Raw genomic sequence first — 11,787 nt, forward strand, 5'->3', positions numbered from 1 at the left:
GGGACAGATCTCTGCCCCGGGGGAAGATGGAGGGCGCCCCCGGCCTCCACCCCTCGAACTGCGAGGTGACCATGACCGCGACGTCGCCGGCCGAGCTCTCGCAGCCCCCCACGGACGAGGAGCCGGTGATCCTCGATGTGCGCAACCTGTGGAAGGTCTTCGGGCCCCGCGCCGACCGGGTGGCGGGCACGCCGCTCGCCGAGCTCTCCCGAAGCGAGCTCAAGGAGCGCACGGGCTGCGTCGCCGCCGTGCGCGACGCCTCGTTCGCGGTACGGCGCGGCGAGGTCTTCGTCGTCATGGGACTGTCGGGGTCGGGCAAGTCGACCCTCGTACGCTGCCTGACCCGGCTGGTCGAGCCCACCGCCGGCGAGGTGCTGCTGGACGGGCAGGACATCCGCCTGGCCGGCGGCAAGGAGCTCCGCGAGCTGCGCCGCCGCCGGTTCGCCATGGTCTTCCAGCACTTCGGCCTGCTGCCCCACCGGCGCGTGCTGGACAACATCTCCTACGGCCTGGAGATCCGCGGCACCGGCAAGGACGCCCGCGGGCGGCGGGCCACGGAGATGCTCGACCTCGTCGGGCTCACCGGGTACGGCGACTCCTACCCCGACCAGCTCTCCGGCGGCATGCAGCAGCGGGTCGGCCTGGCCCGCGCGCTCGCCGTCGACCCCGAGGTGCTGTTCTTCGACGAGCCGTTCTCGGCCCTGGACCCGCTGATCCGCCGCGACATGCAGAACGAGGTCATCCGCCTGCACCGCGAGGTCGGCAAGACGATGATCTTCATCACGCACGACCTGAGCGAGGCGCTGAAGCTCGGCGACCGCATCCTGGTCATGCGCGACGGGCTGATCGTGCAGACCGGGACCCCCGACGAGGTGGTGGGCGCCCCCGCCGACGACTACGTGCGGGAGTTCGTGCGCGACGTGTCCCGCGCGCAGGTCCTGACCCTGCGCTGGATCATGAGGCCGCCCGGTGACGGCGACGCGCTGGACGGCCCCGAGCTGGGGCCCGACGTCGTCATCAAGGACGCCGTGCACACCGTGCTGCGCGCCGACCGCCCGGTGCGCGTCACGGCGGACGGGGAGCTGCTGGGCGTCGTGGGGAGCGCCGAGATCCTCGAGGTGATCGCCGGATGACCGCGACCGTGGTGGCGCGCCGGCCAGTGTGGTCGCGGCCGTACCTGCTCGGCGGGATCCTCGCCGCCTGGATCCTGCTGTGGATCCTGTTCCGCGGCCAGGCCACCCTGCCGCTCGGCGGCGCCGAGCTCACTCCGTTGCACGAGCGCATCGGCCAGGCGGCCGACGCCATCGACAACAGCCGGAACTCCAACCCGCTGTTCCTGTACTTCATCAACTACATCCGGCTGTTCATCGATGAGTTCGTCACGTTCGTCCAGGCGTTGATCAGCCGGCCGTCGTTCGGCCGCCCGGTGCCCGTGATCGGGTGGCTCGGCGTCGTCGCCGTCGCCACGGCCGTCGCCCTGCTGTATGGGAACGTCAGGGTCGCGCTGCTGACCGCCGCCGGTTTCGTCTCCTTCGGGCTGCTCGGCCTGTGGGAGGAGAGCATGGACACGCTGGCGCTGACGCTGGCCGCCGTCCTGCTGTCGCTGGCGATCGGCGTCCCGCTCGGGATCTGGGCGGGGCTGAGCAACCGGTTCAACCGCCTCGTCGGCCCGGTGCTCGACTTCATGCAGACGATGCCGACGTTCGTGTACCTCGCGCCGCTCACCCTGTTCTTCCTCATCGGCCCGGCGAGCGCCACCGTGGCCACGATGGTGTACGCGATCCCGCCCGCGATCCGCATCACCGCCCACGCCATCAGGGAGGTGCCCGAGGCCACCGTCGAGGCGGGCACCTCGCTCGGGTCGACCCCCTGGCAGCTCCTGCGCAAGGTGCGGCTCCCGCTGGCCAAGCGGACCATCGTCGTCGGCGTCAACCAGACGATCATGGCCGCGCTGTCCATGGTGACGATCGCCGCGCTCATCGACGCGCCCGGCCTCGGCAAGACCGTGCTGAAGGCGCTGGAGACGCTCGACGTCGGCACCTCGTTCAACGCCGGCCTGGCGATCGTGATCATGGCGATCGTGCTCGACCGGGCCACCTCGGCGGCCGGGCGCCGCGTCGAGACCGCCCACCGCGCCGGTCGCGCCCGGGGACGGCTGTGGCGCCGCGTCCAGGTGAGCGTGGTGCTGGCCGTGACCGCCGTGCTCCTGTACCTGTCCTACGTGTACGTGTGGGCCGCCGAGTTTCCCAAAGAGGCGGACATCGGGTCCTTCGTCCGCAAGGGTGCCGACGCGGCGAGCGAATGGGCGCAGGCCAACCTGTACGTCTCCACCAACGGCTTCAAGAACCTCGTCACCTACGGCCTGCTCAACCCGTTCGAGGCGGTGCTGACCGGGTCGCCGTGGTGGCTGGTGCTCCTGGTCGTGACGGTGACCGCCCTGGTCCTGGCCACCGTGCGCGTCGCGGTCGTCTGCGCCGTGTGCCTGGCGCTGCTGGTGGCGCTCGGGCTGTGGCAGGACAGCATGGTGACGCTGGCCTCGACGCTGGTGGCCACCGTGCTGGTCATGGCGCTGGGCATCGTGGTCGGGGTCTGGATGGGCCGCGACGAGCGCGCCGACCGGGTGATCCGCCCGGTGCTGGACGCCGGCCAGACCATGCCCGCCTTCGTGTACCTGGTCCCCATCCTCGGCCTGTTCGGCGCCACCCGGTTCACGGCGATCCTCGCGGCCGTCGTCTACGCCGCGCCCGTCGCGACCAAGCTCGTCGCCGACGGGATCCGCGGCGTCGCCGCCGGCGCGGTCGAGGCCGCCACGGCCGCCGGGTCCAGCGCGTGGCAGACCATCTCCAAGGTGCAGGTGCCGATGGCGCGCAGCGCCGTCACCCTGGCCGCCAGCCAGGGCCTGTGCTACGTGCTGGCCATGGTGGTGGTCGGCGGCCTGGTGGGCGCGGGGGCGCTCGGCTACGACGTCGTGTCGGGCTTCTCCCAGCTCCAGCTCCGAGGCAAGGGCCTGGCCGCGGGGCTCGCGATCGTCGTGCTCGGCACCATGCTGGCCGCGATCACCAAGTCCGCCGCCAGGCGGGCCGACGCCGCCGCCCACGGGCGGCCCTGAAATGTACGCACGACAGCCGTCCCAGGCGGCCTTCGACGCAGGAGGACCTTTGTGAGCGTTTCCAGGATGGTAGGGCCGAGGGCCGTCGTGCTCGTGGCGGCCGCCGGCCTCCTCGCCTCCGCGTGCGGCGGCGCGAAGGTCGGCGAGAGCCCCTCCGGCGCGGGATCGGCGGCCCCGGCCGCGAAGTCGTGCGGCGCGCTGAACCTCGCGATCAACCCGTGGGTGGGGTACGAGGCCAACGCCGCGGTGATCGCGTACGTGGCCGAGAAGCGGCTCGGCTGCCAGGTCACCAAGAAGGACCTCAAGGAGGAGGTGGCCTGGCAGGGGTTCGCCACCGGCGAGGTCGACGCGGTCGTGGAGAACTGGGGCCACGCCGACCTGAAGAAGAAGTACATCGACGACCAGAAGGTGGCCCTCAGCCTCGGCCCGACCGGCAACAAAGGCGTGATCGGCTGGTACGTGCCGCCGTGGATGGCGCAGAAGTACCCCGACATCACCCAGTGGAAGAACCTCGACAAGTACGCGGACCTGTTCAAGACCTCCGAGTCGGGCGGCAAGGGCCAGCTCCTTGACGGCGACCCCTCGTTCGTCACCAACGACGCCGCCCTGGTCAAGAACCTGGACCTGAACTACAAGGTCGTGTACGCCGGCAGCGAGGCGGCGCTGATCACCGGGTTCCGGCAGGCCGAGGCGCAGAAGAAGCCGATGATCGGGTACTTCTACGAGCCGCAGTGGTTCCTGTCGGAGGTCAAGCTGGTCAAGGTCGACCTGCCCGCGTACACCGAGGGGTGCGACGCCGACGCCGCGAAGGTTGCCTGCGACTACCCGCCGTACGAGCTGGACAAGGTCGTGAGCAAGAAGTTCGCCGACGCGGCCGGCCCGGCGTACCAGCTCGTCAAGAACTTCACCTGGACCAACGACGACCAGAACCTGGTGGCCAAGTACATCTCCGAGGACAAGATGTCGGCCGCGGACGCCGCGGAGAAGTGGGTCGAGGCCAACCCCGACAAGGTGAAGGCCTGGCTGCCCGCGAGCTGACCTTCGAGCCGATCCCGATCAGTACGTGTAACGGAGGTGGCAATGGCAGGCCCTCGGGTCGTCGTCATCGGAGCGGGCGTGGTGGGCGCCGCGCTCGCAGAGGAACTCTCGGCCAGAGGCTGGGACGACATCACCGTGGTGGACCAGGGCACGGTCCCCGAGACGGGCGGCTCCTCCACGCACGCCCCCGGGCTGGTGTTCCAGACCAACCCGTCCAAGACCATGACCGAGATGGCGCGCTACACCGTCGAGAAGCTCATGGGCCTCGGCTGCTTTTTGCAGGTCGGCGGTCTGGAGGTGGCCACCACCCCAGAAAGGCACGCCGAGCTGCGCAGGCGGCACGGCTGGGCGACCGCCTGGGGCGTCGAGGCCCACCTGCTCACGACCGAGGAGTGCGTGGCGCTGCACTCCCTGCTCGACCCTGGCCGGGTGCTCGGCGGCCTGCACATCCCCGCCGACGGCATCGCCAAGGCCGTGCGCGCCGTCGAGGAACAGCTCCGGCTGGCCCGCGAACGCGGCGTCCGCGTCCTTGACCGGCACGAGGTGCTGGACGTCCGCGTCGAGGACGACCGGGTGACCGCCGTCGTCACCGACCAGGGCGAGATCCCCGCCGACCTCGTCGTCTGCTGCGCCGGCATCTGGGGTCCCAAGGTCGCGGCCATGGTCGGGATGACCCTCCCGCTCACCCCGCTCGCCCACCAGCTCGCCTGGACCGGGCCCGTCCCCGCGCTCGCCGGGCAGGACCAGGAGGCGACCCGCCCGATCCTGCGCCACCAGGACGCCGACCTCTACTACCGCGAGCGGTACGACCGGCTGGCCGTCGGCTACTACGGCCACCGCCCGATGCCGGTGCGGCCCGAGGCGATCGCGCCGGTGGACGACGCCGAGGTGATGCCGTCGGTCACGCCGTTCACCCCGGCCGACTTCGCCGACGCGTGGACCGAGACCCTGTCCCTGCTGCCCCCGGCCCGGGACACCAAGGTCGAGGAGGGCATCAACGGGCTCTTCTCCTTCACCACCGACAACATGCCGCTGCTCGGCCCCTCGCCGGACGTCGAAGGGTTCTGGGTCGCCGAGGCCGTGTGGGTCACCCACTCGGCCGGCGTCGCGCGCGCCATGGCCGAATGGCTGGTCGACGGGCACTGCGCGTCGTTCGACCTGCACGAATGCGACGTCAACCGCTTCGAGCCGCACCAGCTCGCCCCGGAGTACGTCCTGACCCGCGACTGCCAGAACTTCGTCGAGGTCTACGACATCATCCACCCGCTCCAGCCGCCGGAGAACCTCCGCCCGCTGCGCGTGAGCCCCTTCCACGTGCGGCAACGCGAGCTCGGCGCCGTCCCCCTTGAGGCCTCAGGGTGGGAGCGGCCCCAGTGGTACGAGGCCAACGCCGCGCTCGCCGAAGGCCGTGACATCCCCGCGCCCGGCGACTGGGCCGCGCGCCACTGGTCGCCGATCGTCGGCGCCGAGGCGCGGGCGTCCAGGGAGGGCGTCGCGCTGTACGACATGACCGCGCTGAAACGGCTGGAGGTCGCCGGGCCGGGCGCGGCGGCGTTCCTCGACCGCGTCTCCACCGGCTCGGTCGACCGGCCCGTCGGCACGGTGACGTACTGCCTGCTGCTGGACCGGGACGGCGGCATCCGCAGCGACGTGACCATCGCCAGGCTCGGCCGAGAGCTGTTCCAGGTCGGGGCGAACGGCAACCTCGACCTCGACTGGCTGAACCGCCACCGCCCCCCGTCGGTGACCATCCGCGACATCACGCCCGGCACCTGCTGCGTCGGGGTCTGGGGACCGTTCGCCCGCGACCTGGTCGCCCCGCTCACCGAGGACGACTTCTCGGCCGAGGGGTTCCGCTACTTCCGCGCCAAGCGGGCCCACATCGGATCGGTGCCGGTCACCGCGCTGCGGCTGTCCTACATCGGCGAGCTGGGCTGGGAGCTCTACACCACCGCCGACATGGGCCTGAAGCTGTGGGACACGCTCTGGCAGGCCGGGCAGGCGTACGGCGTCACCGCCGGCGGGCGCGGCGCGTTCACCAGCCTGCGCCTGGAGAAGGGCTACCGTTCCTTCGGCACCGACATGACCTACGAGCATGACCCCTACGAGGCCGGGCTGGGCTTCGCCGTGAAGGCCGGCAAGGGCGACTACATCGGCAGGGCCGCGCTCGAGGAACGCCAGGCCTCGGTGCGCCGCCGCCTGACCTGCCTGACCACCGACGACCCCACCGGCGTCGTCATGGGCAAGGAACCCGTCTACGACGGCGAGGCCTGCGTGGGCTACGTGACCAGCGCCGCGTACGGGTACACGATCGGCAAGGCCATCGCCTACGCCTGGCTGCCCGCCCACCTCGCCAACCCCGGGCAGACCGTGCACATCGGGTACTTCGGCTGGCGGATCCCCGCCGTCGTGACGGAGGAACCGCTCTTCGACCCCGCCATGAAGCGGATCCGCGCATGACGACCACGACAGGCCGGGACCGGCTCTGGGACAGTCCCGAGCCGGAGGGCTCCTACGACGTCGTGATCGTCGGAGGCGGCGGGCACGGCATCGCCACCGCCTACTACCTGGCGAAGAACCACGGGATCACCAACGTGGCCGTGCTGGAGAAGGGGTGGCTGGCCGGCGGCAACATGGCGCGCAACACCACCATCATCCGGTCCAACTACCTGTGGGACGAGAGCGCCGGCATCTACGAGCACGCGCTGAAGCTCTGGGAGGGCCTGGAAGACGACCTCGGGTACGACGTCCAGTTCAGCCAGCGCGGCGTGCTGAACCTCGCCCACAGCCTCCAGGACGTGCGCGAGGGCGTGCGCCGCGTCAACGCCAACCGGCTGAACGGCGTGGACGCCGAATGGCTGGACCCCGGCCAGGTCACCGAGGTCTGCCCGATCGTCGACGTCCGCCAGGACGCGCGCCACCCGGTGCTCGGCGCGACCTACCAGCCCCGCGCGGGCATCGCCAAGCACGACCGCGTCGCCTGGGGGTACGCCAGGGCCGCCTCGGCGATGGGCGTCCACTTCATCGAGCACTGCGAGGTCACCGGCATCGAGACGTCGGGCGGCAGGGTCCAGGCCGTACAGACCACGAGAGGACGGATCGCGGCGGGCCGCGTCGCGATGTCCGCCGCCGGGCACTCGTCGGTGGTGGCGGGGATGGCCGGGCTGCGGCTGCCCGTGCAGAGCCACCCCCTCCAGGCCCTGGTCTCCGAACTGCTCGAACCCGTCCACCCGACCGTCGTCATGTCCAACGCCGTGCACGTCTACGTCAGCCAGGCGCACAAGGGCGAACTGGTCATGGGCGCGGGCATCGACGCCTACAACTCCTACCGCCAGCGCGGCGCCTTCCACATCATCGAACGGCAGATGGCCGCCGTACTGGAGCTGTTCCCGATCTTCTCGAGGGCGCACGTCCTGCGCACATGGGGCGGGGTGGTCGACGTCACGCCCGACGCCTCGCCCATCGTCGGCCTCACCCCGGTCGGCGGCCTGTACGTCAACTGCGGCTGGGGCACCGGCGGCTTCAAGGCGACCCCCGGCGTCGGCTGGTGCTACGCGCACACCATCGCCGGGGACGCGCCGCATCCGCTCAACGCGCCCTTCACCCTCGAACGATTCACCACCGGCGCGCTCGTGGACGAGCACGGCGCCGCCGCCGTGGCCCACTGAAGGAGAGCCCTGCCGATGCTGCTGATCCCCTGTCCGTGGTGCGGGCCCCGCGACGAGGCCGAGTTCGGGTACGGCGGGCAGGCGCACGTCGCCTACCCGGCCGACCCCGGCGCCCTCACGGACGAGGAATGGGCGCGGTACCTCTTCTTCCGCGACAACCCCAAGGGCCCGTTCGCCGAACGCTGGCACCACGCGGCCGGGTGCCGCCGCTGGTTCACCGTCACCCGGGACACCGTCACCCACGAGATCCACCCGCCGGCCTTCGCGGCGGACGGGGGTTCCCGATGACGGGCGGCCGCGAGGGCGAGGTGCTGCGGTTCACCTTCGACGGGCGGCCCTACGAGGGCCGCCGGGGCGACACCCTGGCCGCCGCACTGCTCGCCAACGGCGTACGGCGGATCGGGACCAGCGTCACGCTCGGCCGCCCCCGAGGGATCTTCGGCGCCTGGACCGAGGAACCGAACGCCGTCGTCCAGATCGAACGGCCCTTCCCCGAGCCGATGGTGCAGGCCACCACCATCCCCCTGTACGAAGGGCTGGCCGCCACCGGCCTGGCCGGGCGGGGACGGCTGTCGCCTGACCCGGACCCGGCGCGCTACGACGCGACCCACGCGCACTGCGACGTCCTCGTGGTCGGCGCGGGCCCCGCGGGCCTGACGGCGGCGCTCGCCGCCGCCCGCACCGGAGCCCGCGTGATCCTCGCGGACGACCGCCCGCACGCCGGAGGCACTCTGCCCGACACCGGCGACATGGTGGAGGGTATGCCGGGCACCGAATGGGCCCTCGGCGTGGCCGCCGAGCTGGCGTCCCTGCCGGGCGCGCGGGTGCTGCCTCGGACCAGCGTCATCGGGTACTACGACCACAACTACCTCGTGGCGGTCGAACGCCGCGGCGAGGAGGCGGTCACCCGGGAACGGGTCTGGCGGATCCGGGCCCGCAGGGTCGTCCTCGCGACCGGGGCGCACGAACGACCGATCGCCTTCGGCGGCAACGACCTGCCGGGCGTCATGCTCGCGTCGGCCGCGCGGGCGTACGTGAACCGCTACGGCGTCCTGCCCGGCCGCCGGGCCGTGATCTTCACCACGGGGGACTCCGGGTACGACGCCGCGCGCGACCTGGCGGCGGCGGGCGTGGAGGTCGCGGCCGTCGCCGACACCAGGAAGGGCCACCTGGTCACCGCCACCGCCGCCGACCCCGACCAGGGCCTCCACCGTGTCGAGATCACCTCGTCGCCCTCCCTGTCCTACCCGGTGGAGGCCGACCTGCTGCTCGTCTCCGGCGGCTGGAACCCCGTCCTGCACCTGTACGGCCAGGCCGGCGGGCGCCTGCGGTACGACGAGGGGATCGCGGCCTTCGTCCCGGACGGCACGGCACCGCCGGGTCAGGCGGCCGAGGTCATCGGCTCGGCGCGCGGGATCTTCACCCTCGCCGGATGCCTGGCCGATGGCGAGGCCGCCGGGACCGCCGCCCCACTCCCCGCCCCGCCCCCGAGCGGCCCCTCACCCGAGCACCTGTGGCTCGTCCCCTCCGGCGACTACACGAACCACTTCGTGGACCTGCAACGGGACGTCACCGTGGCCGACCTCCAGGAGGCCACCTCGGCGGGACTCCGCTCGGTGGAGCACGTCAAGCGGTACACCACGGCCGGCACGGCGCACGACCAGGGCAAGACCTCCGGCACCCTGACCAGCGCCATCATCGCCGGGCTGCTCGGCGTCGGCGTCGGCGAACTCGGCACGACCACGTTCCGCGCGCCGTACGTCCCGGTGTCCTTCGCGGCACTCGCGGGCCGCGACAGGGGAGCCCTGGCCGACCCCGTACGGGTCACCGCCCCGCACGACCGGCACGTGTCCCAGGGCGCCCTGTTCGAGAACGTCGGGCAGTGGAAACGCCCCTGGTACTACCCGCTCCCCGGGGAGGACATGGAGGCGGCGGTCCTGCGCGAGTGCCGGGCCGTACGACGGGCCACGGGCGCCATGGACGCCTCCACCCTGGGCAAGATCGACCTCCAGGGCCCCGACGCGGCCGAACTGCTCGACCGGCTCTACACCAACATGATGAGCACCCTGAAGGTGGGCGCGATCCGCTACGGCGTCATGTGCAAGCCCGACGGGATGGTCTTCGACGACGGCACCGTCATCCGCCTGGCCCCTGACCGGTTCCTGGTCACCACGACCACGGGCAACGCGGCGGCCGTCCTGGACTGGATGGAGGAGTGGCTGCAGACCGAATGGCCGCACCTGCGGGTCCGCTGCACCTCGGTCACCGAGCAGTGGGCGACGGTCGCGCTCGCCGGGCCCGGCTCGCGGGACGTCCTGGCCGGGCTGGCCCCGGACCTGGCGGTCGACGCGGCCAGCTTCCCGTTCATGACCTGGCGTGACACCGAGGTCGTGGGCATCGAGGCCCGGGTCTGCCGGATCAGCTTCTCCGGCGAGCTCGCCTACGAGATCAACGTCGCGTGGTGGCACGGCCTGGCCCTCTGGGACTCGATCATGGCGACCGGCGCGGTCACCCCGTACGGCACCGAGACCATGCACGTCCTGCGCGCCGAGAAGGGCTACCCCATCGTCGGCCAGGACACCGACGGCACGGTCACCCCCGCCGACCTCGGCATGGACTGGGTCATCTCCAAGAAGAAGCCCGACTTCCTCGGCAAACGGTCCTACAGCCGCGCCGGGTTCCTCCAGGCCGCCCGCCGCGAGCTGGTCGGCCTGCTTCCCGACGACCCTGACCTGCTCGTGCCAGAGGGCAGCCAGCTCGTCGCGTGCGACCGGCTCCCCGAACCGCCGGTGCCCATGCTCGGCCACGTCACCTCCAGCTACCGCAGCGCCGCCCTCGGCCGCACCTTCGCGCTCGCGCTGGTCACCGGGGGCCGCGCCCGCCTCGGCGACCGCCTGTACGCCCCCATCGGCGACACCCTCGCCCCCGTGACGATCACCCACTCCGTCCTCTACGACCCCGACAACACCCGCCGCGACGGCGAACCACCCACCCCGCCCGACACCCCCGCTTCGGCGGCGGGACATGAAGAACCGGCCGACGTCGCCGCCCTGTCCCACGCGGCAGGACATCGAGAAGAAGTTGATCTCCCGTCGCGGCCCCACGCTGCACCTGAGCGGTTGAGCCCGCTGACGGCCTTCCACGGCATCTCGGACACCCGGCTGCGCGTACACGAGCTCCCCTTCCTCCCCATGACGAACCTCCGCCTCCTCCGCACGACGAACCTCCACGCCGACCCCGAGCCGGCGGCCGTGTCGCGGCTGCCGGTCGAACCGGGGACGTGGCTGAGTTTCAATGGAGCGGACGTGGTGTGGCTTGGTCCCGACGAATGGCTGGTCATCGGAGACTCCGACCTCGACCTGCCGCGCTCAGAGGACGTGGCCGTGACGGACGTCTCGGCGCAGCGGACGACCCTGCTCGTCGCCGGGCCGGGCGCGCGTGATCTGCTGGCGCACGGATGCGCCCTCGACCTGCACCCGTCGGTCTTCGGCCCCGGCCGGTGCGCCCAGACCACCCTCGCCCAGGCCCAGGTCATCCTGATCGCCCGCGAGCACGACGAGTTCTGGATCCTGGTCCGCTCCTCCTACGCCCGCTACCTGACCGCCTGGCTCTCCGACGCCACCACCGACCTCTAACCCAGCACCCACTTCACCCCGTACAGCCCCGAGCCCAACTGAAAAGGTCCTCGCCTCCGGCTCGGGCAGTACTCCTATGGCCTACCGGCCCTACCGCCATTTCCCCTGACCACCGGCCGCCGCCCTCCCGACCCCCGCCTCCCGACTCCCGGCCCCCGAACCTCACGATCACTCCTCGCACACGCTGCCGTGTTTTTGGGCGCCGACGCGGTGGGACGGGGTACGGCGATTCCGGCGCCTCATACGGCGCCCAGCCGGTGAAAGGTCCTCGCCTTCGGCTCGGGCAGTATCCCCACGGCTTACCGGCCCTGCCGCCATTCCCCCGCCCTACCGGCCG

7 protein-coding genes are annotated in these 11,787 nt (G+C 71.9%); all 7 read left to right on the forward strand.

Features of this window, described 5'->3' with window-relative positions:
- Window positions 1-71 precede the first annotated feature (71 nt).
- Genes NYZ98_RS22115 through NYZ98_RS22145 form a run of 7 tightly spaced genes read left to right on the forward strand, consistent with a single transcriptional unit; the run spans window position 72 to window position 11,450 of the window.
- A complete protein-coding gene (locus NYZ98_RS22115; RefSeq protein ID WP_262844761.1) occupies window positions 72-1,133 on the forward strand; it encodes a quaternary amine ABC transporter ATP-binding protein in 1,062 nt (353 codons plus the stop codon).
- Window positions 1,130-3,109 carry an ABC transporter permease subunit gene (locus tag NYZ98_RS22120; RefSeq protein ID WP_262844762.1) on the forward strand — a complete coding sequence of 660 codons (1,980 nt, stop codon included), beginning with the start codon at window positions 1,130-1,132 and terminating at the stop codon, window positions 3,107-3,109. The genes NYZ98_RS22115 and NYZ98_RS22120 overlap by 4 nt, the downstream gene beginning before the upstream one ends.
- A 51-nt stretch (window positions 3,110-3,160) precedes the next feature.
- A complete protein-coding gene (locus NYZ98_RS22125) occupies window positions 3,161-4,147 on the forward strand; it encodes an ABC transporter substrate-binding protein (RefSeq protein WP_262844763.1) in 987 nt (328 codons plus the stop codon).
- A gap of 42 nt (window positions 4,148-4,189) precedes the next feature.
- Entirely contained in the window at window positions 4,190-6,607 is a 2,418-nt protein-coding gene (locus tag NYZ98_RS22130) for a GcvT family protein (RefSeq protein ID WP_262844764.1), read from the forward strand.
- The gene (locus tag NYZ98_RS22135) at window positions 6,604-7,815 is read left to right on the forward strand and encodes a sarcosine oxidase subunit beta family protein (protein WP_262844765.1); all 1,212 of its coding nucleotides are present in this window, start codon (window positions 6,604-6,606) and stop codon (window positions 7,813-7,815) included. Before NYZ98_RS22130 ends, NYZ98_RS22135 begins: the two co-directional genes overlap by 4 nt.
- 15 nt (window positions 7,816-7,830) lie before the next feature.
- Window positions 7,831-8,103: a sarcosine oxidase subunit delta gene (locus NYZ98_RS22140; RefSeq protein ID WP_262844766.1), complete on the forward strand. Its 273-nt coding sequence runs from the start codon at window positions 7,831-7,833 to the stop codon at window positions 8,101-8,103.
- Window positions 8,100-11,450, forward strand: a complete 3,351-nt coding sequence (locus NYZ98_RS22145) for a 2Fe-2S iron-sulfur cluster-binding protein (RefSeq protein WP_262844767.1) — start codon at window positions 8,100-8,102, stop codon at window positions 11,448-11,450. The genes NYZ98_RS22140 and NYZ98_RS22145 overlap by 4 nt, the downstream gene beginning before the upstream one ends.
- Window positions 11,451-11,787 lie beyond the last annotated feature (337 nt).

Source organism: Sphaerisporangium corydalis, assembly GCF_025506355.1.
Lineage (GTDB): Bacteria > Actinomycetota > Actinomycetes > Streptosporangiales > Streptosporangiaceae > Sphaerisporangium > Sphaerisporangium corydalis.